Consider the following 24,297-nt stretch of genomic DNA (forward strand, 5'->3'; position numbering starts at 1 on the left):
GGCGCGAGATTCCGGGTTCACGCTCCGCGTGCCCCGGAATGACGGTGGGAGAGACTTACCGCCCCACCTGATACGGCCCGCCCTTCTCCAGCGCACGCGCATAGGCCGGCCGCGCGTGAATGCGCTCCAGGAACGCCATTGCCCTGGGATGGCCCTGCTCCAGTCCGCCGCGCGCTTGCGCAGCTTCGAGCGGGAAGCTCATCTGGATATCGGCCGCAGTGAACTCGTTGCCGGCGAACCACTCGCTCTTGCCAAGCTCGCCTTCCCAGTAATCCATGTGCTGCTTGAGCTGCGGATTGACCAGCGCAGTGAGCGCCTGGTTCGAGACCTTGCGCACCAGCGGGCGCAGCAATGCGGGCGCGCGCTTCGGCATCAGCGTGAACAGCAACTTCAACAGCAGCGGCGACATCGCGGAGCCCTCCGCATAGTGCAGCCAATAGGTGAAGCGCAGCCGCTCCGGCGTGTTCGGCGGCGGGATCAGCCGGCCGTTGCCGTAGGTGGCGACGATATATTCGATGATCGCGCCTGACTCGGCGATGGTGTTGCCATTGTCGGTGATCACAGGCGACTTGCCGAGCGGATGGATCGCGCGCAGCTCCTTCGGCGCGCGCATGTCGGGCTGGCGCTGATAGCGCACGATCTCGTAGGGCACGCCCAACTCCTCGAGCAGCCACAGCACGCGCTGCGAGCGGGAATTGTTGAGGTGGTGAACGGTCAGCATCGGTGGAGTCCCCAGGCTAGGCGTGGTCGATCGGCCGCGCCGTTCGTGCCAGCCCGGGACCGCAATGTCGAGCCGTCGGTACGGATATTTTCACCCGGGTATATTGACGGATATAATTTACCCGGGTATTAAGTCGCCAACGCTGCTCAAATATGGCAATGATTCCAATGCAGAAGATTTTCACCGCCTTCCAGGGTCCGCGCCGCCTGGTGTCCGGACCGGCCGGAGAGGTCGCGCTCGTCGTCAAGCGGATGGCGGCACGGCCGGACGAGCCCATCATCATCTTCGAGGACGCCACGGGCCGATCGATCGATTTCGATCTGCGCGGCGGCGACCGCGAGGTGCTGGCGCGGTTGGCGAAGCTTCTCCCGCCCCCGGTCGAGGAGACTGCACCGCCGAGCGAGCCGTCAACGCGCAGCCGGGCGGCGCCTCGGTCGCGCTGCGCAAGCTCGTCGACGAGGCGAGGCGCGCCAGCGGCGACAAGGACCGCGAGCGGCAGGCGCGCGATGCGGCCTATCATTTCATGTCGACCATGGCCGGCAATCTGCCGCAGTTCGAGGAAGCCTCGCGCGCGCTGTTCGCAGATGACAGGCGACGCTTCACCGGACTGATCGCGGACTGGCCGACCGACATTCGCGACCACATCGTCAAGCTCGCCTACAGCGACCGCGCCTAAGGCCCGCTCTCTCTCTCTCAACCCCATCGACGGCCGAGCCGCGCATTGCGCGGCAGCGGCTTCGCGCGCCCTGATGAAAGGCAAACCCATGTCGACGCCCACGCCACTCTGGACCACCTTCCTCCGCTTCCTTGCACCGCTGATGCTGAGCAACGCGCTGCAATCGCTGTTCGGCACCGTCAGCAATATGTATCTCGGCCAGATGATCGGCGTCGACGCGCTCGCGGCGGTGTCGGCGTTCTTTCCGGTGATGTTCTTCCTGTTCGCCTTCGTCATGGGCCTGAGCACCGGCGCCACCGTGCTGATCGGTCAGGCCTTTGGCGCGGGCGAGCACAACAAGATCAGAAGCGTTGTCGGAACGACGCTCGCGGTCGGCCTCCTGCTCTCGATTTCCGTCGCATTGATCGGTGGGGTCTTCAGCCGGCAATTGATGATGGCGCTCGCAACGCCCGCCGACATTCTCGACCAGGCCAGCGCCTATGCCCGCATCATGCTGCTGACGATGCCGCTCGGCTTCGTCTTCCTGCTGATGACGGCGATGATCCGCGGCGTCGGCGATGCGCTGACGCCACTGCTGGCGCTGGGGTTGTCGACTGCGATCGGCCTGATCATCACGCCGATGCTGATCCGCGGCGCGTTCGGATTGCCCGCTGCCGGCATCACCAGCCCGGCCTGGGCAGCTGCAGTCTCAAACACGCTGACTCTGCTCGCGCTGGCCGTCTATCTGCTGCGCAAGAAGCATGCGCTGGCGCCGGATGCTGTCTTGCTGCGTCATCTCCGGCTCAATCGCGCCGTGCTCGGAAAAATCCTCGGCATCGGACTGCCGAGCGCAATCGGCATGGTGGTGATGGCAATCGCCGAGCTGGTGCTGCTCGGCCTCGTCAACGGCTTTGGATCCGACGCCACCGCGGCCTACGGCGCCGTCAACCAGGTGATGGGCTATACGCAGTTCACGGCGATGTCGATTTCGATCGCGGTCTCGATCCTGGGCGCGCAGGCGATCGGCCGCGGCGACAGCGCAGGGCTCGACGGCATCGTGCGTACCGGGCTCGCATTCAACCTGGTCCTGACCGGCGGGCTGGTGGCGCTGATTTATCTCGTGCCGCGCGCCGTGCTCGGCCTCTTCATCACCGACGGCGCCGTGCTCGATCTGGCGAAAGGGCTGCTGTACATCGCCCTGTGGAGCTCGGTGCCGTTCGGCCTGGCCACCGTATTCTCCGGCGCGATGCGTGCGGCCGGCGTGGCGCTGACGCCGATGCTGCTGTCGATCTTCGCCATTGTCGCAATCGAGCTGCCGTCCGCGGTGATCCTGAGCCGCACGATCGGCCTTGACGGCGTGTGGGCGGCCTATCCGATCGTATTCTGCGCCATGTTCGTTTTGCAGATGGGCTATTACCTCCTGGTCTGGCGCCGGCGCGCGATCCGGCGTCTGGTTTGATCATCAAAGTATTATGACCATCATTAAACGGTGGACCCGTGACGCGCGCTGCGCCACAATGGGTCGAAAGCGACCTCAGGGAGATCGATCTTGACCCGCACAGCTCCGCAGTTCCTGTTCGATTTCGGCAGCCCGAACGCCTATCTCAGCCATCTCGCGATTCCCGCGATCGAGCAGCGCATCGGCGTCAAGTTCGAATACGTGCCGATCCTGCTCGGCGGCATCTTCAAGTCGACCAACAACAAGTCGCCGGCCGAGACGCTCGCCGGCATCAAGAACAAGCGCGAATTCCAGCAGGTCGAGACCGAGCGCTTCATCAAGCGTTTCAAGGTCCAGCCCTATGTCTTCAATCCGCACTTCCCGGTCAACACGCTGAATTTGATGCGCACCGCGATCGCCGCTCAGCGCGAGGGCGTGTTCGAGAAATACGTGGACGCCGCCTTCCATCACATGTGGCGCGAGCCCAAGAAGATGGACGATCCGGAAGTCGCGGCAAAGGCGCTGGCGTCCTCGGGTCTCGACGCGCAAAAGCTGCTTGCCCGCGCCCAGGAGCCCGAGGTCAAAGGCAAGCTGATCAAGAACACCGAGGAGGCGGTCGCCCGCGGCGCCTTCGGCTCGCCGACCTTCTTCGTCGGTAACGAGATGTTCTTCGGCAAGGAGCAGCTGCGCGAGGTCGAGGAGATGGTGCTGGGGACGTAATCCACGCATCTTCAGCGACAGAATGTGATCGCGGCGACATTCTGGGTTGCTTCGCTTCGCGCGCAAGGGCGACTATAGATGGACCGCCAATAGCAACAAAAAGGAATATCCCATGCGCATTCTCGTGGTCGGCGCCGGCGCCATCGGCGGCTATTTTGGTGGCAGGCTGTTGCAGGCCGGTCGCGACGTCACCTTCCTGGTCCGGCCGCGCCGCGCCAGCGAACTGGCCAGCGCCGGCCTCGTCATCAAGAGCCCGAATGGCGATGTAACCTTGAAGAATCCGCCGACCGTGCAGGCCGACGCGATCAAGGACAAGTTCGACGTCGTACTGCTTAGCTGCAAGGCGTTCGACCTCGACGACGCCATCAAGTCGTTTGCGCCCGCGGTCGGGCCGAACACGTCGATCATCCCGATGCTGAACGGCATGAAGCATCTCGACACGCTGGATGCGAAGTTCGGCAAGGAGCGCGTGTTGGGCGGCCTCTGCGCCATTGCCGCGACGTTGAACGACAAGCGCGAGGTGGTGCAGCTGCAGCCGATGCAGTCGCTCAATTACGGCGAGCGCGATGGCAAGCTGTCGGATCGGGTCAAGGCCATCGACGAGGCTTTCAAGAGCGGCATCAACGGCGCCGCCGCGAGCCAGAACATCATGCAGGACATGTGGGAGAAGTGGGTATTCCTGTCCTCGCTCGCCGCAAGCACCAGCCTGATGCGCACCTCCGTCGGCAACATCCTGGCCGCGCCGGGCGGCCGCGACTTCCTGCTCGGCATGCTCGATGAAACCAGCGCGATCGCGACCGCGTCAGGCTACGCGCCGGGCGGCCCCGTTCTTCGAGCGGGTGAAGGGCAACATCACCACCGAGGGCTCGCCGATGACCGCCTCGATGTTCCGCGACATCAAGGCGGGCCTGCCGGTCGAGGCCGATCACGTGATCGGCGACCTCATCGCACGCGCTGACGCTGCCAAGGTGCCGGTGCCGAAGCTGCGGATCGCGTATACACATTTGAAGGCGTATGAAAAGCAGCGGGCGAGCTAACCGCGGCACTGTCGTCCCGGGGCGCGCGCAGCGCGAGCCCGGGACCCATAACCACAGGGAATGGTTATGGGTCGAGCTGATCACCACGAGTCTTTCGCCAAACGCGATCCTGTGGTTATGGGTCCCGGATCTGCGCTTCGCTTGTCCGGGACGACAGCGGAGTTTTACGGCTCGCACTCTCCACTACTTGAAATACGCGAGATAGTGCGAGACCGCCGTGATCTCCTCGTCGCTCATGTGATAGGCGACATCGGCCATCGCGGCGACGCCGCCGCCGACGCGTGCGCCCGCCTTGTAGTCGTGCAGCGCCTTGACCAGATATTCTTCGCGCTGACCTGCGAGCCGCGCCACCGCCTTGGTGCCGGCAAAGCTGTCGGTGTGGCATGAGGCGCAGCGACGGCCGACGGCGACTTGTGCGCCCTTCTTCGACAGATCGGGATCGTTGTCCTCCGCTGCCTTCGGCGGCGTCATTGCTGCGAAATAGGCGCCGAAATTGCGGATGTCCTCGTTGGTGATCTCTTCCACGATCGGCTGCATCTGATCGTTCTTGCGCGAGCCGGCGCGGAAGAACACCAGTTGCCACTGGAGGAATTGATCGGGCTGGCCGGCCAGCGAGGGGATATTCTCGGTCTGTGAGATGCCGTTCTCGCCATGACAGCCGGAGCAGACGGCGGCCTTCTCCTTGATCGCGGCGTTGTCGGCGGCGCTTGCTGGAACGAATGCAAGCGTTGCGAGCGCAACCGCGCTGATCGCGTGCGAGATGAATTGCCGGCGCATGGTCGGGATTCCGATCTATCGAGCTCGTCATTCCGGGGCGCGCCGCTTGGCGCGAGCCCGGAATCCATAACCACGAATCGGGGTTATGGGTTCCGGACTTGCGCGCAAGTCCGGAACGACACCGTGGGGGCTGAAATGAAAAGGCTGCGGCCGTCACCCGGTCGCAGCCTCCGTTCGTGTCGCGCTACTTCTTGCTGTAGCTGATGCGATAGATCGCGCCGGCCCAATCGTCGGCGACGAGGATCGAGCCGTCCTTGGCGAGGATGATGTCGTCGGGCCGACCGAGATAGCCCTGGTCGCCCTCGAGCCAACCGGACGCGAACACCTCTTCCTTCGGGTTCTTTCCGTCAGGCCCGACGATCACGCGCACGATGCGCGCGCCCTGATATTTGTGCCTGTTCCAGGAGCCGTGCTCGGCGATCAGGATGTTGTTCTTGTACTCCGGCGGAAATTGGTCGCCGGTATAGAACTTCATCCCAAGCGGAGCGACGTGTGCGCCGAGGTTCAACACGGGCGGCGTGAACTCGGAGCATTTATGGCCCATCGCGAACTTGTCGTCCGGCAAATTACCCTGGTGGCAATAGGGATAGCCGAAATGCTCGCCGATCTTGTTGATCATGTTCAGCTTGTCGCTGGGCTTGTCGTCGCTGATCCAGTCGCGGGCATTCTCGGTGAACCAGTATTTGCCGGTGCGCGGATCGACGTCGCCGCCGACGGAGTTGCGAACGCCGAGCGCCCAGATTTCGGCATTGCCGGTCTTGGGATCGACGCGCCGGATCTGCGATACGCTGGTCGGCGGAATGCCGATGTTGAAGGGCGGTCCGAACGGCAGGAAGAACCAGCCTTCCTTGTCGACCGCGATGTACTTCCAGCCATGCGCGGCATAGGACGGCATGTCGTCATAGACGACCTTGCCCTCGCCGGGATTGTCGAGCTTGTTTTCGATATCGTCGTAGCGGATCAGCTTGTCGACCGCGATGACGTAGAGCGCGCCGTCCTTGACGGCGAGACCGGTGGGCATGTTCAGCCCCTTGAGGATGGTCTTGACCTCTTTCTTTCCGTTGTTGTCCTTGATGGCATAGACGTTACCGAGGCCGAACGAGCCGACGAACAGCGTGCCCTTGTCGCCCCATGCCATCTGCCGCGCGGCCAGCACGCCGGAGGCATAGACCTCGATCTTGAAGCCCGGCGGCAGCTTGATCTTCTTGACGATGTTGGCGAGCTCGGCGTCGGAGGCACCCGTCGGCGGCCCCGAGGGCGGCGCGAGGCCCTTCTGCGCCTCGGTCTCATCGCCGAGGAACCAGTCATCCGGCGGATGGGTCCAGAATTCCTTGGTGCCGGATTCGTATTTCTTCAGCGCCCGGTTCTTGTCCTGCTGTTGCGCATTGCCGGCGCTGGTCCCCGCAAGAAGGGCCACGGCTGCAAGCGCCAACACGGATCGATGGAACATCGATGTCATCGCGTCACTCCCCTAAGGCAGCCGTCAAGGCCGCGCTTTATTTTGTTATGGCTAGTCGAGAGGCGAAGTTAGGAGTCTGCCGAATGGCAGACGCAAAAAGGTTAGCACATCTGCCAGCCCTGAGAAGCGCGCTGCGCGTGCTGCGATTGCGCTCAATAAAAATTGAGACGGAGTGTCAATGAAGGCGACCTCCGCGACGAAAGCGCTCTCGCTGCAACGCGGAATCAAGATCGCGCGCGTCCGATCTTCAGACAGCGCGAAGGGCATCAAACAAGAACTGCGAAAACAACCCCATGCACAGTAGAACGGCCGAGGCCGGCTTGCTCCCGGCGACGCCCGGGAGACACTTGATGCATCGAGCAAAATGACGAACGCGGCGCTTATGAGGCGACGGGGTAGGGCCCGTCGTCGAAAGCCACATCATGATAGCCCTTCGAGCCGACCTCGCGCGCTAGCGCACTGCGGAAATCGCGGCCATCGCGAAGGCTGCGCAGCACATGGGCAAAGTCGAATTCCGGCCGCCAGCCTAGCTCGCGCCGCGCGCGCTCATTGACATAGACGCGGTCGATCTGCGGAAACAGGCGCCAGCCGCGTGCGGCGTAGAGGTTCTCGCAGTCGGGATAGAGCGCTCGCACGAGAGCGGCCGCGTCGCGCGCCAGCGCTCCGAGATGGTGCTCTTCGAACGGACTTGTGGCGGAGACGATGTAGCGGGCAAAGCCGATCTTCGGCGCGCGCTCGACCGCGAGCAGATGCGCGCCCACCACGTCCGCTATATCCAGCCGGCGATAGAGCAACTCATTGGCCTGCGCGTTGTCCAGCGGGTAGGCCGACCGCATCGCGGGATCGTCATCGTCCTCCGGAAAGAAGCGCGAGGTCCGCAACACCACGACCGGCAGGCCGCGCTCGCGAAAGAACAGCTCGCAGAGGTTCTCGGCCATCAGCTTGGTCGTGCCGTAAATGTTTTTCGGCACCGGCGGCAGATCCTCGGTGACCCACACCGCCGCCTGCCCGGCTTCGGGACGAAGCTGCGAGCCGAACGCGCTGGTAGTGCTGGTGAAGACGAAGCTGCGCACGCCGGCGGCCGCCGCCGCCTCGAGCAGGTTGAGCGTGCCGGTGACGTTGGTATCGACAAAATCCTGCTTGCTGTGAGTCGCCACATGCGGCTTGTGCAGCGTCGCGGTGTGGATGACGGCGGAGATGCCCTCCATCTGCCGCCGGACGAAATCGGGATCGACGATCGAGCCGACGGCATCGGTTAATGGTGATGGCTTCAGATCGACTCCACGCGCCAAGGAACCGCACCCACGAAGCGTGCGGAGGATCGCCTCTCCGAGGTGACCCGTGCTGCCCGTAACAAGAATTGTCATTTGAGACCCAATACAGCCACCAGCGGCGTGGAAAACCACGGCCCGACCTGATTTGGCTGGATGCTCTGGGAAAAATTGGAGCGGGCGAAGGGGCTCGAACCCTCGACCCCGACCTTGGCAAGGTCGTGCTCTACCACTGAGCTACACCCGCATCCTGTGTCGGCCGCGTGACGCGCCGGCAACGGCTGTCGTATGCCAAAAGCGGAAAGGGAATGCAACAGCTACCCGCGGCATAGATTGGTATCTTTGAGGCCCCATATGGAGCCTAACGCGCGGCAAATCGACCGAAAACGGCCTGGAACCGCCAAATCGGCTGCGATGGATTGAAATTCGGCCGTCCCGGCCCAATTTTAGCGCCGACACCACAGCATAAGAATCGGCGACGTGCTAAAGACCCGCCATTCCAGACATCAGACGAGGGGATCCCGTGACGATCATCGACCAGGGTAACGGAGCGGCGGGCCCGGCTGCGGCCGATCTGATCAAGGACACCACCACCCAGACCTTCGTGAAGGACGTCATCGAGGAATCGAAGCGCCAGCCGGTGCTGATCGACTTCTGGGCGGAGTGGTGCGGCCCCTGCAAGCAGCTCACTCCGGTGCTGGAAAAGGCAGTCAAGGCGGCCAAGGGCAAGGTCAAGCTGGTCAAGATGAACATCGACCAGCATCCGGCGATCCCGGGCCAGATGGGCATCCAGTCGATCCCGGCCGTGATCGCTTTCGTCAATGGCCAGCCCGCCGATGGCTTCATGGGCGCGGTGCCGGAAAGCCAGGTCAACGCCTTCATCGAGCGGCTGACCAAGGGCATGACTGCGCCCGGCGAGGTCAATGTCGCCGAGATCGTGCAGGAGGCCGAAGCGGTGCTCGCCGAGGGCGATGCCGCGGCCGCCGCGCAGATCTATGCCGAGGCGCTCCAGCATGATTCGACCAACATCGCCGCGCTTGCCGGCCTTGCGAAGTGCTACGCGGTGTCGGGCGCGATGGAGCAGGCCAAGCAGACGCTGGCCATGGTGCCGGAATCCAAGCGCAACGACCCCGCGGTGAAGGCCGTGCAGACCACGATCGAGCTCGCCGAGCAGGCGGAGCAGCTCGGCCCGGTCGCCGAGCTTGAACAGAAAGTCGCCGCAAACCCGCTCGATCATCAGGCACGGTTCGACCTTGCGACCGCCCTCAACGCGCAAGGCAACCGCACTGCGGCCACCGAGCAGCTGCTCGAGATCGTCAAGCGCGACCGCAAGTGGAACGATGACGGCGCCCGCAAGCAGCTGGTGCAGTTCTTCGAGGCCTGGGGCGGCACGGATGACGCAACCGTCGAGGGTCGAAAGCGCTTGTCGACGATCCTGTTTTCGTAAGGAAAACGCGCGACTATTGTTTGAGCATGATCTTGGCGGAAAACCGCTGCACACTCTTCCGGATCATGCTCTAGCGGGGACCAGATGCCGATCAACATCGAATATCGCGGGCCCGCCGACCTTCCGGAGATCATTCCGGTGTTTCCGCTGCCGGGCGCGCTGTTGCTGCCGCGCGGCCAGATGCCGCTCAACATCTTCGAGCCGCGCTATCTCGCGATGGTCGACGATGCCTTCCGCGACGGCCACCGCCTGATCGGCATGATCCAGCCTGACGTCGCGCATTCGCCGAAGAATTCGGATAAGCCGGCGCTGTTCCGCGTCGGCTGCGTCGGCCGCATCACCCAGCTCGCCGAATCCGGCGACGGCCGCTACATCCTCGAGCTCACCGGCGTCTCCCGCTTCAAGGTGGTCGCGGAGCTCGATGTGCTGACCGCCTACCGCCAGTGCAAGGTGGATTTCTTCGCCTTCGTCGACGATTTCACCGCGCGCATGGGCGAGGACGACGTCGATCGCGAGGCACTGCTGTCCGTGCTGGCGGACTTCTTGAAAGCCAACAACCTCAAGGTCGACTGGGAAGGCGTCGAAAGCGCGCCCAACGAGGCGCTGGTCAACGCGCTGGCGATGATGTCGCCCTATGGTCCGGCCGAGAAACAGGCCATGCTGGAGGCGCCGGACCTCAAGACCCGCGCCGAGATCCTGATCGCGGTGACCGAGATGGACCTGGCCAAGAAGCGCACCAGCGGCGATCCGCCGTTGCAGTGAGGGCTGTTCCGTCATGGCCGGGCTTGACCCGGCCATCCACGTCTTTCGTGCCGCATTAAGAACGTGGATGCCCGGGACAAGCCCGGGCATGACGACGAAAGAGTGTCGCTTCGAAAACCCTACTGATGATGCCGGATGCGCTTGCGGCCGGTGAACATCGCGCGGATCAGGTTCTCGCGCTGGAGAATTCCCATCAGCACCACGCCCAATACATGCAGCACGACCAGGACGATGACCGCGTCCGATGAATAGTGATGGGTGTCCTCGACCCACCAGACGCCGAAGAACGTCACCGTCACCGACATCGCGCCGGTGATGGCCGAGACGGCAATCGAGAGCAGCAGCGCCACCAGCATCAGGGTGCCGGCGGGATTGAGCCCGATATAGCGGCCGGTGATGCCGCGGCGCAGATTCCAGAGATAGCGCGGCGCGGCACGGAGCCTGACGCCGACCATGCGGAAGCGCGAATAGCGGCTTCCCCAGAAGCCCCAGGCCAGACGGAAGGCGAGCAGCCCGAGCACCGTATAGCCGACGATGCGATGAGCTCTGTCGTAGACCGTAGGGGTGAACCAGGCGGCCAGGATGCTGGCCGCGAGAGCCCAATGCCAGAGGCGTAGCGGGAGGTCCCAGACCGCAACCGTCCGCGATGCAGTTCGATCCGCGGGGGTCCTGTCGGACGCCCCGCGCGTTTCTGGCACCGCTTCGTCGATCAAGCCGGGACCATCCCTAAACCTTACTTGACGCCTATTACTTGGCGATCGTGTGCTTCAGGCTGAGATCTTCCGGGCTGTAGAACAGCTCGTAGAGCTTGCCTTCCTTGACGCCGTAGACCTCATAGCACGAACCTTCGACCTTGGAGCGCCGCACCTCGTAGCCGGCGGCCTTGGCCTTGGCTTCGGCATCGCTCGCCGGCTTCCACGACGCCTTGTCGATCTTGGTGCAGTTCTTGAAACCGTCGGCCATCGCCGCCGAGCTCATGCCAATCCCGACCATCAGTGCAATGGCAACAACACGAATGACCTTCACGAACGTCTCCTCTTCTGTCGTGGGCGCTGCGCAGAACCGCGAAGCGGGACCGAAGGAAGCAAAGGAGATGATGAAGTCAATCCGGTTCGGCGCGTCCCGGCTTTAGAGTTATTCTAACGATCCGAAAAACATCAGCGCTCTCCGTGTGCGGCGTACATTTCGAAGACTGCTGCGGCCTTACGCCTCACGGTTTGGGGGATGGCACCCTGGCCTTGCCAGTTGCGCTAGGCCGCGCTTCGCGTCCCCGGATCGTTGCGCCGCAGCCAGTCCGCCCAGGTGAGGCGGCCACGCACACCCTGACTGACGACAAAACCCATGCCGCGCGCCTTAGCCTCCGAAAGATCGATCGGCAGAATTTTTCGATGCAGTCTTCTCGCGTCCTGATATTGGCGGGCGAGGGCGACGAGATCGAGAGCTTCCGGCCCGCCGATCTCCGCGCGCACGCCGCGCTGCCCGTCGAATGCGCAAGCCACGACGTGGTTGGCAACGTCTGTCGTATCGACCGGATTGAACCGCGCCGTCGGCATCGGCCACACCGGAAGCCAGGACAGGCCCGAAAGCAGCCTGTCGAGCAGATAATAGAACGGCATCGCGCGAACGACGGACCAGGACAGGTCGGATGCACGCACCAGCCATTCGCCGGCGAGCTTGACCCGCGCATAGGGCAGGGTCGCCTCGTCGAGACCGACGATCGAGACGTGGAGGAAGTGCCGCACCTGAGCTTCCCCGCTAACGGCCAGCAGACGTTCCGTGCCTTCGACATCCACGGCGGAGGGCGACCTGAAGAAGTCGATCGGACGGATGCCGCCGCGCCGCGCGATCGGCGAATACGTCGCGGCATTGATGACCGTGTCCACGTCATGTAGCGCGGCCCGCAGACCGGCGCCCGTGGCAAGATCACCTGAGGCCCATTCGACATCCGGTCGCGCGCCTGGCGAGCGCGCAAACACCCGGACACGATGCCCGGCGCGAACGAGACGATCGACGATATCCCCGCCGAGATGACCTGTACCTCCGGTGACGAGCGTCAGCGCCATGGCTCAACTCCCGTCAACCTTGCGCGGTTCGCCGGTGGGGACGAGCACGGTTTCGCCGGTCGCGACGAGGGCGAGATCATCTCGCTCGTCGGCCGCGAAGAGCTCGGCGCGGGCGAACACCTGCCTGCGCCCGGCGCGGAGCGTCGTTCCCTTCGCGACAAAATAGCGGCCGATCGCCGGCCTCAGGCAATTCATCGAGAAATGCGAAGCGGTGACCGCACCGACGAGCGTCGCTGCGGCGAAGCCACAGGCGGTGTCGAGCAGGGCGGCGATCAGACCGGCGTGGAGATGCCCGGAATATTGGGTCAGATCGTCCCGCCAGCCCATGCGGATGGTCACCTCGCCATGACCGGCAGCGACCACGTCGAAGCCGGCGGAGCGGTTGAAGGCCGCCGAGGCGTTGACCGCGTCGAGTGCTTGCAGGTCGAACCCTTGCGTCTCGCTCATGCATAGCTCCATCGCGGCCTGCGGTTTTCCAGATTGCTTCTGATGGCCTCGATGTGATTGGGCGTGCCAAGCAGCGCCGCCTGTTCGGTGGTCTCCGCGGCGAGACCGGTCGCCGGATCCGCGGTCGCGGACAGGTTCAACAGGCGCTTGGCCGCGCGGACGGCGTCGGGGCTACGGCTCGCGATCTCGTGCGCCGTGGCGAGCGCAGCCGCCAGGGGATCGTCGGTCAGCCGCGTCGCAAAGCCGTAGGCGAGCGCTTCTTCCGCGGAGAAGACGCGGCCGGAATAGGTCAGCTCTCGCACGATGTCGTCGCGTGCGAGACGGCGCATCAGCTGAGTGCCGCACATATCGGGCACGAGACCCCATTTGGTCTCGATGACCCCGAGCTTTGTTCCGGGCGCGACATAGCGCAGGTCAGCACCAAGCGCGAGCTGGAAGCCGCCGCCGAACGCAACGCCATGAACCGCTGCAATCACCGGCACAGGCAGTTCGCGCCAGAGCCAGACGAGATGCTGGGCATAGTTCGCGATGCCGTGGGTTCGGCGCGTCAGGTCAATGGACGGCAGCAGCGGATTGCCGTTCGCGGTGGCGAGAAGGCGATCGAGGTCGAGGCCTGCGCAGAAGGCGCGCCCTTCGCCCGAGAGGACGACGGCGCGGAGATCCTTGGCCGCACCCAGCTGGGTGCCTGCTTCGATGATGGCCTCGAACATCGCCGGGTCGAGCGCATTCATCTTGTCCGGGCGGTTCAGCCGGAGATGGGCTACGCCGTTTTCGATGGTCAGTCGAACACGATAGTCCATGATGCCGCTCCGCTTGAATGCCTGGCTTGTCGTCTCGACGCTCAGTATCCCGCAACCGCCAGCGCGACGACCGCGCTGAGCATCATCCAGCCAAAATGCCGGCCGCGCGTCGCCCATGCGTTGGCGCAAGCCGAGAAGCCGAACACGCAGGCCATGGTGACGACGATCCAGTGGCGCGCCGGCTCCGAGCCCATCCAGGGTGTTGCGATCAGCAGCACGCCGCCGCCGATCCAGGCGACGGTCGAGGCCTGCCAGACCAGGCGGATCAGGGTGCGCAGCCGTTCCGGCTCGATCCGGGCGCGAGGGAACACCTTGGCCTCGCCGAGGTAGCCGTGGATGAGCGCCACGACAATGGTCAGGACGCCGGCGCACTGGAGCAAGAGATCACGCATCGATGCCTCCATACATCTGTGTATGGTTGATTAGGCGCTGGCCCGCCGCCTGTCAATACACTAGTGTATGGTGGATCTTTCGGAACCCCGACATGACTGAGCAGCTCTCCGCAGACGACTGGATCGATCAGGGCCTCAAGGCGCTGGCCAGGAGCGGTTTCACCGCGCTGAAGGCCGATCCGCTGGCGCGGGCCATGGGCGTGTCGCGCGGCAGCTTCTATTGGCATTTTGCCGATCTCGGCGCGTTCCACGCCGCCGTCCTCAAGCGCTGGCGCGAGATCGCGGCCGAGCAGATCATCGCCGATGTCGAGGCCGCCGCGGACGAGCCGCTGAGGGCGTTGCTGCGCAGGTCCTTTGGCGCGCGGCTCGACCTCGAACGCGCGGTGCGCAACTGGGCGGCGTTCGATGCGACCGCACAAGGCGCGGTCCGCGCGATCGACCGCCGCAGGATCGATTACATCGAGGCATTGCTCGCAAAGCGCGGGCTCGCGCCCGCGGCGGCGCAGGCCCGGGCGCAGATACTGTACTGGACCTTTCTCGGCTTTGCCCTGTCGGGCACGCCGGTGCCGGCGGCGCGGATCCAAGTCCTGATCGACGAGCTGCTGCGGATGATCTCCGCGTAGATGGGCGGATGCGAATTTCTGTGCTAGAGGCAACCGACTGCCGGAGACCAAAATGAACGCGCCCACCGAACGCCCCGAAGCCAGTGTCGATCCCAAGCTGCTGGAGATCCTGGTCTGCCCGCTGACCAAGGGCCCGCTGGAATTCGATTCTGCCAAGCAGGAGCTGATCTCGCGCAGCGCCAAGCTCGCTTATCCAATCCGCGACGGCATCCCGATCATGCTGCCGGAAGAGGCGCGGAAGATCGATTGATCTTAGCGAGTAGGTAGTGGCGAATAGCGAATGGACACCACTCGCTATTCGCCACTCACCATTCGCCCTACAGCGCCTCGCCCTTCAACAGCCGCGGCACCTCGCCGGTCAGCCCGGCGGCCTGGCGGATGAAGAGGTTCTTCAGCGGCGGGGCGCGGTCGACGAGGCCGAGGCCGATGTCGCGGACGGTGCGCAGCAGCGTCGACTGGTTGGAGAACAGGAAGTTCAGCGAGTTGGTGGCAACGCCCATCGCCATGGTGTCGAAGCGGCGCCAGCGCTGGTAGCGCTCGAGCACATCGGCGCCGCCGAGATCCATGCCGAGCCGCGCGGCATCGACGACGACCTCGGCCAGCGCCGCGACGTCCTTCAGCCCCATGTTGAGACCCTGGCCCGCAATGGGATGGATGACATGCGCGGAATCGCCGACCAGCGCCATACGGTCGGCGATGAAGGAACGCGCGACGAAATAGGACAGCGGAAATGCGCGCGGCTTGTCGAGCGCCTTGACCTCGCCGAGATGCAGGCCGAACCGCTGCTCGAGCTCGGCGTGGAACTCCTCGTCGCTGAGCGCAATGATGCGCGCGGCCTCAGCGCGGCGCTCGGTCCACACCAGCGACGAGCGTTTTCCGGTGAGCGGCAGGATCGCGAAGGGGCCGGCAGGCAAAAAGTGCTCTTCGGCGCGGCCCTCGTGATCGCGCTCGTGGCCAACGGTGACGACGATGCCGGACTGGTCGTATTCCCAGCCGTGGGTGGCGATGCCGGCACGTTCGCGCAGCCTCGACTTCGCGCCGTCGGCAGCGACCAGAAGGCTGGCCGCGACGACGCTGCCGTCGCCGAGCGTCACGTCGATGCCCTCGGCGCGCGCATCATAGGATGCCACGGTGGTGGCGCGCAGATCGATGCCCTCGGCCTCGGCCCGCACCACCAGCGCATCGATCAGGCGGCGGTTCTCGACCATGTGGGCAAAGGCTCGCCGGGCGCGACATCGCCGGCGAAGTTCAGGAACACCGGACGGGTGGCATCCTCCAGCTTGGAGTCGGTGACGACCATGTCGAGGATCGGCTGGGCCTCAGCCCGGACGTCGTCCCAGGCGCCGATCACCTCGAACAGGCGGCGGCAGGCCGCCACGATCGCGGTCGCGCGCGGATCGCGGCTCGGCCGTGTGCTGAGCGCGGGATCGGCGACGATGACGGGAATCTCGGGGCCCAGCCCCTGGCGCAGCGCCAGCGCCAGTGCAAGGCCCGCAAACGCGCCGCCACCGATGACAATGCTACCCTGTACCGACATACCAAGCTTCCTGGTCAATTCTCGGTCTTGCTAGCAGACTTGAGCTGGGCGAAACAGTGCGGTGAAACAAGGGCGGAACGGCCTCATTCCGTCATTCCGGGGCGCGCAAGAGCGCGAACCCGGAATCCGGAGGTCATTCAGCTCGAGATTCGGGGTTCATCGCTGGCGCGATGCCCCGGAATGACGAGACATTTGGAAGCATCATCATGTCCAAAAGCCTGTTCGACCTCATTTCGATCCTCGACCTCGAACAGCTCGAGGTGAACCTGTTCCGCGGCAACAGCCCGAAGACGGACTGGCAGCGGGTGTTTGGCGGCCAGGTGATCGGGCAGGCGATGGTCGCGGCCTGCCGCACCGTCGAGGGCCGCCTGCCGCATTCGCTGCATTGCTATTTCATCCTGCCGGGCGACCCGAAGGTCCCGATCATCTACCAGGTCGAGCGGCTGCGCGACGGCAAGAGCTATTCGACCCGCCGTGTCACCGCGATCCAGCACGGCAACGCGATCTTCTCGATCATGGTCTCATTCCATGCCGAGGAGGCGAGCGCCTTCGATCACCAGGACAAGATGCCTGATGTGCCGCCACCGGAGAAGCTGACCGCGGAGGAGGTGGCCAAGCAGCCGATCTTCAAGGAAATGCCGGAGTTCATCCGCCGCTATTACGAGATGGATCGTCCGATCGAATTGCGGCCCGTCGAGATCGGCCGCTATTTCGGCCAGAAGGTCGACGACGGCCGCATCCACATCTGGATCCGCACCGCGGCGAAGCTCCCCGACGATCCCGCGCTGCATCTGTGCGCGCTCGCTTATGCGTCGGACTTCTCGCTGCTCGATGCAATCATGGCGCGCTACGGCCGCACGCTGTTCGACAAGCGCATGATGCCGGCGAGCCTCGATCACGCGATGTGGTTTCACCGCCCGTTCCGCGCCGACGAATGGCTGCTCTACGCCCAGGATTCGCCGAACGCGCGCGGCGGCCGCGGCCTGTCGCGCGGCCTCATCTTCAAGCCCGACGGCACGCTGGTCGCGTCGGTGGCGCAGGAAGGCTCGGTGCGCGAGCGCAAGGCATGATCCCGAGAAGCGGGAACCGGTTCTCGGACGAGATCATGCTCAAGCAAAGACCTGAGCGACCTCAGCCGCCCTGCAAGCCCGTCGCCTTGATCACCGGCCCCCATTTGAGCCGCTCGCGCGCCTCGAACTTGGCGAGGTCCGTCGGCGTTCCGCCTGCCGGATCGAAGCCGAGCTCCTGCAGCCGCTTGCGCGTCTCGGGCAAGGCCAGCGCCTTGGCGAACTCGCCGTTCAGAAGCTCGATGATGGCCTGCGGCGTGTCGCGCGGCGCGTAGAAGGCATTCCATCCCGCCATCTCGAAATCGGGCACGCCCTGCTCGGCCACCGGCTTCACGCCCGGCAGCAGCTCGCTCGGCTTCAGCACGGTGACGCCGAGCGCCTTCAGCTTGCCGTCGTCGATCTGGGTGCGCACCGCCGTGACGGTATCGATCAGCAGCGGCACCTGCCCGCCGAGCACGTCGGTCATCGCCGTCGCGGAGCCCTTGTAGGGGACGCCGAACATAGGCGCGCCAGTCACTTCCTTCAGAAACTCGAAGATGACGCGCGCCGTCGTGCTCGGCAGCGCGATGTCGATCCGATCCGGCTTCGCCTTGGCCGCCGTGATCAGATCCGCCACGTTGTTTCCGGCGAACGACGGGCTGGCCGTGATCACCAGCGGCAGCTTGCCGACCAGGATGATCGGGGCAAAATCCTTGTCCGGCACGAAGCCCATCGAAGGATACATGAACTCGTTCATGGTCTGGGTAGCGTTGGTGCCCATCATCAGCGTGTAGCCGTCGGGCTCGGAATGCGCCGCCTGCTCGGCCCCGATATTGCCGCCGGCGCCGGGCTTGTTCTCGACATAGAAGCGCTGGCCCAGCGTCCGCGACAAATGGTCGGCCAGATATCGCGCCACGACGTCGGTGCCCTGGCCCGCCTGATAGGGAACGATGATCTTGACGGGCCTGGTCGGATAGGTTTGCGCAAGGCTTGCGCAGCTCCATAGCAGGGCCAGCAATCCCACGGCCCATCTCGCGGATTTCAGCATCTTCGTTTCCTCTCGTTATATTTGTTTGTTTTTGATTGTTGTCGTCGCCTTCTATCGTTGCGCGCTGTCCTTCCGTTGCGGCGTGACGACCCCGGTGTCGATCAGGCGATCGATCGTTGCCTCGTCGAAACCGGCATCCGCCAGAATTTCACGGACATGCTCGCCGAAGCGCGGTGGCCGACGTCCGGTGCTGCCGGGCGTCTGCTTGAGCTTCACGGGAATGCCGGGCGCGCGGTGGCCCTCGCCCTCGACCAGCATGTCGCGGTGGGCGACATGCGCCTGCGCGAACGCCTGCGGCACGGTGTTGACGGCGCCCGCGGGAACGCCGGCCTGCATCAACTCGCGGCAAAGCGCGTCCGATTTGAAGCCGGCCAGCGTACGCTCCAGCTCAGCGCGAAGCGCGGCGACGTGGCTGAGCCGATCGGCGTTGGTCCGGAAGCGCGGATCATCCAGGAGATCGCCGCGCCCGACCTTCTGGCAGAAGCGGCGGAACTGGCCGTCATTGAGGATGCCGAGAAAGATCTCGCCGTCGGCCGCCGCGAACTTGTCGTAAGGGGCGATGTTGGGATGGGCGCTGCCGAGGCGACCAGGCGTGCTGCCCGAGCAAAGCCAGTTCGCCGCGTGCGGCACCAGGAGGCCGAGCGCCGTGTCGAACAGCGTCACCTCGACGCGCTGCCCCCGTCCGCTTCGTTCGCGCGCCGCGAGCGCCAGCAGGATTCCGGTGAGCGCATTGTAGCCGGTGACGTAGTCGACGATGGGCACACCGACGCGCGTTGCGCCGGAGTCCTGTGTGCCGTTGATGCTCATCAGGCCGCACATGGCCTGGAGCACCGCATCGTAGCCGGGCAGGCCGCCGAGCGGCCCATCGGCGCCAAAGCCGGAGATGGCGCAGTAGATCAGTCGCGGAAAGCGTTCGGACAGATGCCCCTCGTATCCGAGCCCCCAGCGCTCCATGGTGCCGGGCAGGAAATTCTCCACCAGCACATCGGCATCCTTCAGAAGCGCTTCGAGCACCGCGCGCCCGTTGGCGCGCGACAGATCGAGCGCCATGCCGCGCTTGCCCCGATTGACGGCGCCGAAATACGCCGCCTGTCCCGCCGCGTCGAAGGGCGGCCCGAGACCGCGCGTCTCATCGCCGGATGGCGGCTCGATCTTGACGACGTCGGCGCCATGATCGGCCAGCATCTGCGTGCACAGCGGTCCCGCCAGTACGCGCGAGAGATCGACGACCTTGAGGCCGGTCACCGCTCCGCGCGTGAGATCTGGTGCGGGCATGCTCATGCGCCCATCTGGTTGTTGTCAGCTGCGGCTTGGCAATTCCACGATGCCGGTGCCGAGCACGGAGAGCTCGTCATCCTGGTTGCGCGCTTCCTGCTCGATCTCGACGAGGTGACGGCCGTTCTCGACGAACTTGCGCTTCACCTTGCCCTTGATGAACAGGATGTCGCCCTCGGGATTGTGGCGACGGATCTTGCAGGTGGCGCGGCGCAGGAAGCCGTCATCGCCCATCCAGTTGGTGAGGTGATGGGTGAGCCAGGAGCAGCGCTCCGGACCGTAATCATAAGCGCCGGGCGCGCCGACCTCGAGCGCGAACTCCTCTTCCCAGTGCACGCGCTCGGGGCAGTCGGGGATATTGAAGCGGTTCGGGATGCCGAGGCCGCGATGGGCGTCGGCGAGCTTCCAGGCCAGCTTGTTGGCGCGGATGTAAAGACCGCCCCAGCCTTGCGCATAGGCGATGAAGCCGGTGACCGTCATCGGCCCCTTCAGCATCACCGGCAGCGCTTCGCCCTCGGTGACGTCCTGCCAGTAGCGCGGCCGCGAGCCCTGGATCCGCTCCTCGGCATAGTGCTTGTAGGCCGCAGCCAGCTCCTGCTCTGTATAGCGGCGCGGCTCGCGCGCCCTGACTTCCTTGTATTTGGTGCCCTGCTCGCGCGCGTGGTCGCGCTCGGTGCGGAAGCACCAGCTGTCGGCTTCGGCGACGAGGTCGCCCTGCTGGTTGAAGAAATCGACGTGATAAGTCTGCTGGATGGCGCGGCCGGCGAACCGGGTCTGATGCTCGACGAGGTCCTTCAGCTTGGCCTCGGTCGAGATCACGTCGTTGCGGCGGACGGCCTTGTGCCAGGTCCAGTCCGCGCCGGACCACATCGCGTGGACGCCGGGCAGGCCCCCGACATAGCCGGACACGATGCGGCTGGTCGAGAACAGGAAGCTCGGCAGCGCGATGATCCCGCCGTAACTGGATTTGGCGGCGTAGTCGGGATCGCACCAGAGCGGATTGTCGTCGCCGATGCCGTGCGCGTAGTGACGGATGTTGTCGCGCGTCGCCTCGTAGCACCAGGGCTCGGCGGTCACGCCGATCGTGACGCCGATGCGCTTGCGCAGATCGTCGAGGCCCTCTTCCGTGATCTTCGGAAACCTGGTTTCGGTCTTGTCCAGCATATAGCGTTCCTCTCGTTAATTCGTCGCTTCTGATTGCTTGGCGGCGTGCTCGCGGTCGCGCAGCACCTTGCGATTGACCTTGCCGGCCGGCGTCTTCGGCAGCTCCGCGACGAAGCTGACCAGACGCGGATATTCGTGATGGCTGAGGCGCTGACGCACGACGTCCTGGATCTCGTGCTCGAAGGACGCATCGCCCGGCCGGTCGGTGACCACGAAGGCCTTCACGACCTGGCCGCGGAGCGGATCGGGAACGCCGATGGCCGCGGCCTCGCGCACCTGCGGATGCTTTAGGATCGCATCCTCGATCTCGACGGCGCTCATGGTCCAGCCGGCGGAGATGATGACGTCGTCGGCCCGACCGCCGTGATAGAAGTAGCCGTCCTCGTCGATGCGCCCGAGGTCCTTGGTCGCGATCCACTCGCCACGACGCCAGAGCTTGAGCTCGCCGGTCACGCCGGGCGCGCAGGGCTTGCCTTCGGCGTCCTGCACTTCGACGCGCCCACCGGGGATTGGCTTGCCCAGGGACCCCGGCTTGACGACGAAATCGCGCGCGCCGGGATAGCTCACCAGGATCACTCCGATCTCGGTGGTGCCGTACATGCTGCAGACCTGATGGCCGAAGGTGTCGCTGATGAAGGCTGCCGTCTCGCTGTCGATCGGCTCGCCGGTGAACGACATTTTCTCCAGCACATAGCGGTAGCGCGGCGCAGCGCCGGAATTCCGCATCATGCGATAATGCGTAGCGGCCGCCGAGATGTTGGTGAACCGGTGCCGTTCGAGCGCGGCGAGCAGCCGCTCCGGATTGAACTTGCCGGCATAGGAGCCGATGGTGATGCCGAGCGCCAGCGGCGCGAGCGTGCCGTGCCAGAGCCCATGTCCCCAGGCCGGCGATGACGGGCAGATGAAGCGATCGCCCGGGCGCAGGCCGGTGCCGTAGAGCGCCGCGACCATCAGCGTGACGATCGAGCGATGCGTGTGCCTGACCGCTTCCGGCAATTCGCGCGTGGTGCCCGAGGTATATTGAAACAGCGCCATGGCGTCGGCCGCCGTGTCCGGCGTGAAGTGCGGCGCAAAGCGTTGCAGATCGTTCAGGAAGGCGGCATCGGCGACCACCACTTCGGTTCCGATCCCGGCGAGCAGCTGGGCCTTCTCGGCGTTGGTCACGATCAGCCGCGGCTTGCAGTCGTCGACGCGCAGCTTGACGCCGTCGGGCCCGAACAGCGTGAACAGCGGCACGGCGATGGCGCCGGCCTTCATCGTGCCGAACACCGCTACGTAGAAGGCGCGCGAGGGCTCGAGCATGACCGCGACGCGATCACCGGCCTTGATCCCGCGGCTTACCAGATCATGCGCGAAGCGCGCGGACGCTTCGGCAAGCTCGGCAAAGCTCAGCACCTCGTCCTGCCCGTCCGCGTGAACGACGATCACGGCCGGATTGGATCGACCGGCATGCCGGTCGATGCATTCATGCGCGATGTTCAGCTGCGCACGATTGCCGTCGAACAATTCCCAGAGCTTCTCCGGGGAGAACATCGTCTGCGCGGCGGCGTAGCTCGTGTAGTCGGTCAGCTTGGTCATGGCCGGCAAGATACCGACGCCACGTTAATTGTCAAATAGCGCTATGAATTGTATATGTACAATTAGCCCGAAGCGATGACGAACGCGCTGCGCCGCGACGACGACGATCTGTGCTTCGACGAGACAGTGTTGTTGCGCTCCGGCCGCTGTTGTACCGATACGATCATGCCGAATCCCAAATCACCCCGCGTCCGCGCCGTGCCCGCGGTCACGCGCGCGGTCGCCATCCTCCGCCTGCTCAGCCGCAATCCCGCGCCGCAGAGTCTCAAGGCGATCGCGGACACGCTCGAGCTGGTGCCGAGCACCGCACTGCACATCGTGCGCGCGCTGCTGGCGGAAGATCTGCTCCAGGTCGATCCGCAGACCAAGCGCTACAGCCTCGGCGTCGGCATGCTGCCGCTGGCGCGCGCGGTGCTCGATAATGCCGATTTTCCCAGCCTGATGCGGCCGAAGCTCGAGGAGCTTTCAGGCCGATACGGCGTCACTGCGATCGGCGTCGAGGTGCCGGACCTCGACAACATGATCGTCGTCGCGCTGGCGCGCAGTCAGGCGCCGGTGCGGCTTCATGTCGACATCGGAAGCCGCTTTCCGGCGCTGATCAGCGCCACGGGACGCTGCGTCGCCGCCTTCAGCGGCCAGCCGGAGAAGGAGATCGAAAAGCGCTTTCGCCTGCTGCGCTGGCATAACGCGCCGACCTTCGAGGCCTGGCGCAAGGAAGTCGATCAGGTGCGCAAGCAGGGTTTCAGCATCGATCGCGGCAATTACATTGCCGGCGTCACGATCGTCGCGGTGCCGGTCCTGAACGCGAAGGGAACGATCTCGCACACGATCGCGGCCGTCGGCCTCGGCAGCCAGCTGGACCGCGCAACCTCGCTGGCGCTTGCGCGAGACATGCGCACCGTGGCGGAAGCGATCGCTCCACAGCTGGCGATCCACGCCTGATACATCCGCGCGGAAAAGCCCGATCGCCATAAACGCGATAATTCGCGCTGATGGCTTACCGGACCATGCTTAGAGCGACCCGCGCGGAGCGAGCTCGGTCTGCGATGCGAACCAGTTCATGATCCAGCGATACACCCACGGGATCGGGATGATCAGGCTGCACAGGATCGCTGCCACGATTCCGCGCCAGAGAATCCCGAGACCGCTGCCCTTGAACACGATCTCGCGGCGCGTGCCTTCGACGCTGCGGCAGAACCAGCGCATCTGGGCCGCGGCGACCCAAGCCCAGCCGATGATGGTGATGATCGAGATCGCGAACAGCAGATTCCAGCCGATATAGGCCCAGACCGAGCCGGAGAAGCTGAGGCCGAGCGGCTGCCCGTTGGAGGCGAGGTTCGCGACCATCCATTTGATCAGGAGCCAGTAGAGCACGATCTGCACGATGAACAGCAAATTGCTGAGCAGCTGGCTGCCGATGTAGCCAATCACGATTGCCAGCACGATGAAGCCGAAGAACCACGGCACCAGCGTCATCGCATTGCCGGTGAAGCTGAGGTTCGGACGTCCCGGGACCTTCACGCAGGACACGATCCACTTCGTGTACCAGACGAACACCCACGGGATCGGGATGATGAAGCACGAGGCGATCACCATCACGATCGTTCGCCAGGTGAACTCGAGGATGCCGAAATCGACCGCGAGTGCTCCGCCGGCGCCAGCATAAGCTCCGCCACCCATCATCGGCGGGCCGCCGGCCGGGACCATCGGCGGCGCACCGCCGCCGCCGCCGCCAATCAGGCCGGGGATTTCGGCAGCCTTCTGCCAGCCGGCCATGCCCTCGGACCACACCAGCGTATCCGGCCGCACGATTCCTTGCGCGACCAGATCGCGGAATTGCCCTTCCTGGAACGGCCCCTGCTGCTTGCCCTCAGCCGCGTAAAACCAACTTGCCATGAAGCGTCCCCCTCAAAATACTTATGTACCGCTCGACAGGCGCAGGTTCACCGCATCCATGCCAAAAATGCATTGTGAATGATGAACGGCTGCCCTGTACAGAGGCGGCCGTTCACACGGCCAAACGTTTTTCCGCTTCAA

The 24,297-nt window shown here is 64.7% G+C and carries 24 protein-coding genes, 1 tRNA gene and 3 pseudogenes; 11 read left to right on the forward strand and 17 right to left on the reverse strand.

Annotated elements, in window-relative coordinates:
• Positions 1 to 55: 55 nt before the first annotated feature.
• Positions 56 to 721 carry a glutathione S-transferase family protein gene (locus FOM02_RS00325; RefSeq protein ID WP_027561736.1) on the reverse strand — a complete coding sequence of 222 codons (666 nt, stop codon included), beginning with the start codon at positions 719 to 721 and terminating at the stop codon, positions 56 to 58.
• 152 nt (positions 722 to 873) lie between these two features.
• Between FOM02_RS00325 and FOM02_RS00330 the strand changes: the two are divergent.
• The 4 genes and pseudogenes from FOM02_RS00330 to panE all read left to right on the forward strand — a co-directional run bounded on the left by FOM02_RS00330 (position 874) and on the right by panE (position 4,571).
• Positions 874 to 1,397 (forward strand): annotated as a pseudogene (locus tag FOM02_RS00330) (DUF2239 family protein).
• Between the two features lie 88 nt (positions 1,398 to 1,485).
• Complete coding sequence (locus tag FOM02_RS00335; RefSeq protein ID WP_027561734.1) at positions 1,486 to 2,835, forward strand: MATE family efflux transporter; 1,350 nt, start codon at positions 1,486 to 1,488, stop codon at positions 2,833 to 2,835.
• 90 nt (positions 2,836 to 2,925) lie between these two features.
• Positions 2,926 to 3,534: a 2-hydroxychromene-2-carboxylate isomerase gene (locus FOM02_RS00340; RefSeq protein ID WP_027561733.1), complete on the forward strand. Its 609-nt coding sequence runs from the start codon at positions 2,926 to 2,928 to the stop codon at positions 3,532 to 3,534.
• 112 nt (positions 3,535 to 3,646) lie between these two features.
• Positions 3,647 to 4,571 (forward strand): annotated as a pseudogene (panE, locus tag FOM02_RS00345) (2-dehydropantoate 2-reductase).
• Positions 4,572 to 4,754: 183 nt separating this feature from the next.
• Here the strand turns inward: panE and FOM02_RS00350 are convergent.
• Together FOM02_RS00350 and FOM02_RS00355 are read right to left on the reverse strand one after the other, a co-directional pair.
• Positions 4,755 to 5,348, reverse strand: a complete 594-nt coding sequence (locus tag FOM02_RS00350; protein WP_027561731.1) for a c-type cytochrome — start codon at positions 5,346 to 5,348, stop codon at positions 4,755 to 4,757.
• A 184-nt stretch (positions 5,349 to 5,532) separates the two neighbouring features.
• Positions 5,533 to 6,807, reverse strand: a complete 1,275-nt coding sequence (locus FOM02_RS00355; protein ID WP_027561730.1) for a PQQ-dependent sugar dehydrogenase — start codon at positions 6,805 to 6,807, stop codon at positions 5,533 to 5,535.
• A 178-nt stretch (positions 6,808 to 6,985) separates the two neighbouring features.
• On the opposite strand from FOM02_RS00355, the gene FOM02_RS00360 reads away from it, so the two are divergent.
• On the forward strand, positions 6,986 to 7,111 hold the full coding sequence (locus FOM02_RS00360; RefSeq protein ID WP_265441393.1) for a hypothetical protein: 126 nt from the start codon (positions 6,986 to 6,988) through the stop codon (positions 7,109 to 7,111).
• A 76-nt stretch (positions 7,112 to 7,187) separates the two neighbouring features.
• On the opposite strand, the gene FOM02_RS00365 is transcribed toward FOM02_RS00360, so the two are convergent.
• Both FOM02_RS00365 and FOM02_RS00370 read right to left on the reverse strand, forming a co-directional pair.
• A complete protein-coding gene (locus FOM02_RS00365) occupies positions 7,188 to 8,174 on the reverse strand; it encodes an NAD-dependent epimerase/dehydratase family protein (RefSeq protein ID WP_027561729.1) in 987 nt (328 codons plus the stop codon).
• A 76-nt stretch (positions 8,175 to 8,250) separates the two neighbouring features.
• A tRNA-Gly gene (locus FOM02_RS00370) sits at positions 8,251 to 8,325 on the reverse strand.
• Positions 8,326 to 8,601: 276 nt separating this feature from the next.
• Between FOM02_RS00370 and trxA the strand changes: the two genes are divergently transcribed.
• Both trxA and FOM02_RS00380 read left to right on the forward strand, forming a co-directional pair.
• Positions 8,602 to 9,525: a thioredoxin gene (gene trxA / locus FOM02_RS00375; protein WP_027561728.1), complete on the forward strand. Its 924-nt coding sequence runs from the start codon at positions 8,602 to 8,604 to the stop codon at positions 9,523 to 9,525.
• A gap of 84 nt (positions 9,526 to 9,609) precedes the next feature.
• The gene (locus FOM02_RS00380) at positions 9,610 to 10,287 is read left to right on the forward strand and encodes an LON peptidase substrate-binding domain-containing protein (protein WP_027561727.1); all 678 of its coding nucleotides are present in this window, start codon (positions 9,610 to 9,612) and stop codon (positions 10,285 to 10,287) included.
• A gap of 119 nt (positions 10,288 to 10,406) precedes the next feature.
• Here FOM02_RS00380 and FOM02_RS00385 read toward each other — a convergent pair whose 3' ends face one another.
• The 6 genes from FOM02_RS00385 to FOM02_RS00410 all read right to left on the reverse strand — a co-directional run bounded on the left by FOM02_RS00385 (position 10,407) and on the right by FOM02_RS00410 (position 13,989).
• Positions 10,407 to 11,000 carry a cytochrome b/b6 domain-containing protein gene (locus FOM02_RS00385; RefSeq protein WP_027561726.1) on the reverse strand — a complete coding sequence of 198 codons (594 nt, stop codon included), beginning with the start codon at positions 10,998 to 11,000 and terminating at the stop codon, positions 10,407 to 10,409.
• Between the two features lie 34 nt (positions 11,001 to 11,034).
• Complete coding sequence (locus FOM02_RS00390) at positions 11,035 to 11,313, reverse strand: PepSY domain-containing protein (protein WP_027561725.1); 279 nt, start codon at positions 11,311 to 11,313, stop codon at positions 11,035 to 11,037.
• 224 nt (positions 11,314 to 11,537) lie between these two features.
• Complete coding sequence (locus tag FOM02_RS00395; RefSeq protein WP_027561724.1) at positions 11,538 to 12,350, reverse strand: SDR family oxidoreductase; 813 nt, start codon at positions 12,348 to 12,350, stop codon at positions 11,538 to 11,540.
• 3 nt (positions 12,351 to 12,353) lie between these two features.
• On the reverse strand, positions 12,354 to 12,797 hold the full coding sequence (locus FOM02_RS00400) for a PaaI family thioesterase (protein WP_027561723.1): 444 nt from the start codon (positions 12,795 to 12,797) through the stop codon (positions 12,354 to 12,356).
• Positions 12,794 to 13,597 (reverse strand): crotonase/enoyl-CoA hydratase family protein, encoded by an 804-nt coding sequence (locus tag FOM02_RS00405; protein WP_027561722.1) that lies wholly within the window; start codon positions 13,595 to 13,597, stop codon positions 12,794 to 12,796. The genes FOM02_RS00400 and FOM02_RS00405 overlap by 4 nt, the downstream gene beginning before the upstream one ends.
• 41 nt (positions 13,598 to 13,638) lie before the next feature.
• Positions 13,639 to 13,989, reverse strand: a complete 351-nt coding sequence (locus FOM02_RS00410; RefSeq protein WP_027561721.1) for a hypothetical protein — start codon at positions 13,987 to 13,989, stop codon at positions 13,639 to 13,641.
• A gap of 92 nt (positions 13,990 to 14,081) precedes the next feature.
• Here FOM02_RS00410 and FOM02_RS00415 point away from each other — a divergent pair, with 92 nt between their 5' ends.
• Together FOM02_RS00415 and FOM02_RS00420 are read left to right on the forward strand one after the other, a co-directional pair.
• Positions 14,082 to 14,612, forward strand: coding sequence for a TetR/AcrR family transcriptional regulator (locus tag FOM02_RS00415; RefSeq protein WP_027561720.1), 531 nt, complete (start codon positions 14,082 to 14,084; stop codon positions 14,610 to 14,612).
• A gap of 52 nt (positions 14,613 to 14,664) precedes the next feature.
• Positions 14,665 to 14,862, forward strand: a complete 198-nt coding sequence (locus FOM02_RS00420) for a Trm112 family protein (protein WP_007598651.1) — start codon at positions 14,665 to 14,667, stop codon at positions 14,860 to 14,862.
• 67 nt (positions 14,863 to 14,929) lie between these two features.
• On the opposite strand, the pseudogene FOM02_RS00425 reads toward FOM02_RS00420, so the two are convergent.
• A pseudogene (locus FOM02_RS00425) lies at positions 14,930 to 16,149 on the reverse strand (ubiquinone biosynthesis hydroxylase).
• A 206-nt stretch (positions 16,150 to 16,355) separates the two neighbouring features.
• Between FOM02_RS00425 and tesB the strand changes: the two are divergent.
• A complete protein-coding gene (gene tesB / locus FOM02_RS00430; RefSeq protein WP_028146488.1) occupies positions 16,356 to 17,219 on the forward strand; it encodes an acyl-CoA thioesterase II in 864 nt (287 codons plus the stop codon).
• Between the two features lie 61 nt (positions 17,220 to 17,280).
• On the opposite strand, the gene FOM02_RS00435 is transcribed toward tesB, so the two are convergent.
• The 4 genes from FOM02_RS00435 to FOM02_RS00450 are packed head-to-tail and all read right to left on the reverse strand — an operon-like array spanning position 17,281 to position 22,260.
• Positions 17,281 to 18,243 (reverse strand): Bug family tripartite tricarboxylate transporter substrate binding protein, encoded by a 963-nt coding sequence (locus FOM02_RS00435; RefSeq protein ID WP_051378275.1) that lies wholly within the window; start codon positions 18,241 to 18,243, stop codon positions 17,281 to 17,283.
• Positions 18,244 to 18,294: 51 nt separating this feature from the next.
• Positions 18,295 to 19,518 (reverse strand): CaiB/BaiF CoA transferase family protein, encoded by a 1,224-nt coding sequence (locus FOM02_RS00440; protein WP_084334626.1) that lies wholly within the window; start codon positions 19,516 to 19,518, stop codon positions 18,295 to 18,297.
• A 24-nt stretch (positions 19,519 to 19,542) separates the two neighbouring features.
• Positions 19,543 to 20,682 (reverse strand): FAS1-like dehydratase domain-containing protein, encoded by a 1,140-nt coding sequence (locus FOM02_RS00445; RefSeq protein WP_027561715.1) that lies wholly within the window; start codon positions 20,680 to 20,682, stop codon positions 19,543 to 19,545.
• A gap of 15 nt (positions 20,683 to 20,697) precedes the next feature.
• Positions 20,698 to 22,260, reverse strand: a complete 1,563-nt coding sequence (locus FOM02_RS00450; protein WP_027561714.1) for an acyl-CoA synthetase — start codon at positions 22,258 to 22,260, stop codon at positions 20,698 to 20,700.
• 75 nt (positions 22,261 to 22,335) lie between these two features.
• Here FOM02_RS00450 and FOM02_RS00455 point away from each other — a divergent pair, with 75 nt between their 5' ends.
• Positions 22,336 to 23,202 carry an IclR family transcriptional regulator gene (locus FOM02_RS00455; RefSeq protein WP_231164174.1) on the forward strand — a complete coding sequence of 289 codons (867 nt, stop codon included), beginning with the start codon at positions 22,336 to 22,338 and terminating at the stop codon, positions 23,200 to 23,202.
• Positions 23,203 to 23,271: 69 nt separating this feature from the next.
• Here the strand turns inward: FOM02_RS00455 and FOM02_RS00460 are convergent, their stop codons facing one another.
• On the reverse strand, positions 23,272 to 24,156 hold the full coding sequence (locus FOM02_RS00460) for a DUF4339 domain-containing protein (RefSeq protein WP_027561712.1): 885 nt from the start codon (positions 24,154 to 24,156) through the stop codon (positions 23,272 to 23,274).
• Positions 24,157 to 24,297: the final 141 nt, after the last annotated feature.

It is taken from the genome of Bradyrhizobium sp. SEMIA (assembly GCF_014844175.1).
Classification (GTDB): domain Bacteria; phylum Pseudomonadota; class Alphaproteobacteria; order Rhizobiales; family Xanthobacteraceae; genus Bradyrhizobium; species Bradyrhizobium arachidis.

Excerpts from the sequence above, each read along its gene's own strand:
- FOM02_RS00325 (WP_027561736.1), bottom strand. The coding sequence starts at position 721 with ATGCTGACCGTTCACCACCTCAACAATTCCCGCTCGCAGCGCGTGCTG.
- FOM02_RS00335 (WP_027561734.1), top strand. The coding sequence starts at position 1,486 with ATGTCGACGCCCACGCCACTCTGGACCACCTTCCTCCGCTTCCTTGCA.
- FOM02_RS00350 (WP_027561731.1), bottom strand. The coding sequence starts at position 5,348 with ATGCGCCGGCAATTCATCTCGCACGCGATCAGCGCGGTTGCGCTCGCA.
- FOM02_RS00355 (WP_027561730.1), bottom strand. The coding sequence starts at position 6,807 with ATGACATCGATGTTCCATCGATCCGTGTTGGCGCTTGCAGCCGTGGCC.
- FOM02_RS00360 (WP_265441393.1), top strand. The coding sequence starts at position 6,986 with ATGAAGGCGACCTCCGCGACGAAAGCGCTCTCGCTGCAACGCGGAATC.
- FOM02_RS00365 (WP_027561729.1), bottom strand. The coding sequence starts at position 8,174 with ATGACAATTCTTGTTACGGGCAGCACGGGTCACCTCGGAGAGGCGATC.
- FOM02_RS00380 (WP_027561727.1), top strand. The coding sequence starts at position 9,610 with ATGCCGATCAACATCGAATATCGCGGGCCCGCCGACCTTCCGGAGATC.
- FOM02_RS00395 (WP_027561724.1), bottom strand. The coding sequence starts at position 12,350 with ATGGCGCTGACGCTCGTCACCGGAGGTACAGGTCATCTCGGCGGGGAT.
- FOM02_RS00400 (WP_027561723.1), bottom strand. The coding sequence starts at position 12,797 with ATGAGCGAGACGCAAGGGTTCGACCTGCAAGCACTCGACGCGGTCAAC.
- FOM02_RS00405 (WP_027561722.1), bottom strand. The coding sequence starts at position 13,597 with ATGGACTATCGTGTTCGACTGACCATCGAAAACGGCGTAGCCCATCTC.
- FOM02_RS00410 (WP_027561721.1), bottom strand. The coding sequence starts at position 13,989 with ATGCGTGATCTCTTGCTCCAGTGCGCCGGCGTCCTGACCATTGTCGTG.
- FOM02_RS00415 (WP_027561720.1), top strand. The coding sequence starts at position 14,082 with ATGACTGAGCAGCTCTCCGCAGACGACTGGATCGATCAGGGCCTCAAG.
- FOM02_RS00420 (WP_007598651.1), top strand. The coding sequence starts at position 14,665 with ATGAACGCGCCCACCGAACGCCCCGAAGCCAGTGTCGATCCCAAGCTG.
- tesB (WP_028146488.1), top strand. The coding sequence starts at position 16,356 with ATGTCCAAAAGCCTGTTCGACCTCATTTCGATCCTCGACCTCGAACAG.
- FOM02_RS00435 (WP_051378275.1), bottom strand. The coding sequence starts at position 18,243 with ATGCTGAAATCCGCGAGATGGGCCGTGGGATTGCTGGCCCTGCTATGG.
- FOM02_RS00440 (WP_084334626.1), bottom strand. The coding sequence starts at position 19,518 with ATGCCCGCACCAGATCTCACGCGCGGAGCGGTGACCGGCCTCAAGGTC.
- FOM02_RS00445 (WP_027561715.1), bottom strand. The coding sequence starts at position 20,682 with ATGCTGGACAAGACCGAAACCAGGTTTCCGAAGATCACGGAAGAGGGC.
- FOM02_RS00450 (WP_027561714.1), bottom strand. The coding sequence starts at position 22,260 with ATGACCAAGCTGACCGACTACACGAGCTACGCCGCCGCGCAGACGATG.
- FOM02_RS00455 (WP_231164174.1), top strand. The coding sequence starts at position 22,336 with ATGACGAACGCGCTGCGCCGCGACGACGACGATCTGTGCTTCGACGAG.
- FOM02_RS00460 (WP_027561712.1), bottom strand. The coding sequence starts at position 24,156 with ATGGCAAGTTGGTTTTACGCGGCTGAGGGCAAGCAGCAGGGGCCGTTC.